General features: G+C 34.8%; 2 protein-coding genes. Both read left to right on the top strand.

What is annotated here, in order from left to right; genetic code table 11:
* On the top strand, window positions 1-286 hold a 286-nt coding region (locus OU788_RS12590; RefSeq protein ID WP_274635480.1), incomplete at its 5' end, for an ATP:cob(I)alamin adenosyltransferase.
* 99 nt (window positions 287-385) lie between these two features.
* Entirely contained in the window at window positions 386-607 is a 222-nt protein-coding gene (locus OU788_RS12585; protein WP_274635479.1) for a DUF2795 domain-containing protein, read from the top strand.
* Window positions 608-646: the final 39 nt, after the last annotated feature.

Here is a 646-nt window from a genome sequence, read left to right as displayed (position 1 = left end):
TATTCAATTTTTAGAAGATGAAATTGATTTGATGAATAACGACTTACCGCAAATGACGCATTTTATTTTACCAGGCGGACATCAAACCGTGTCATTTTGTCACATAGCCCGCTGTGTATGCCGTCGTTCGGAACGATTAACTGTTGCTTTAAACGAAGAAGAAACGATTGGCGACACCGTTTTGAAGTATTTAAACCGACTTTCTGACTACCTTTTTGTGTTGGCACGAAAGTTGACCCAAGACTTACAAGCTGAGGAAATTAAATGGATTCCTGAAAAGCTTTAACGAAGTTCTTTTTTTATTGATTCACATTTTTTAAAAAAAACTTGACTTTTTACAAAAAAAAATTATTTTTGCGGAAAATCTTATTAAACCGATAAAGAAATGTATTGGACACTTGAATTAGCATCTTATTTAGCAGATGCACCTTGGCCTGCAACTAAAGACGAATTAATCGATTACGCAATTCGTACTGGAGCACCTCTAGAAGTGGTTGAAAACTTACAAGATATCGAAGATGAAGGTGATGCGTACGATTCTATTGTTGAAATCTGGCCAGATTACCCTACAGAAGAAGATTATCTTTGGAACGAAGATGAATACTAGAAAAAAATAAATAACAAAAAGTCTCTTTTACAGAGGCTT

Origin of the sequence: Tenacibaculum sp. L6 (assembly GCF_028823685.1) — a bacterium.
Classification (GTDB): Bacteria; Bacteroidota; Bacteroidia; order Flavobacteriales; family Flavobacteriaceae; genus Polaribacter.
The sequence above is the reverse complement of the archived record's forward strand: the minus strand, read 5'-3'. Positions and strand labels throughout refer to the sequence as shown.

Coding starts and splice junctions, on each gene's coding strand:
- OU788_RS12585 (WP_274635479.1), top strand. CDS start 386: ATGTATTGGACACTTGAATTAGCATCTTATTTAGCAGATGCACCTTGG.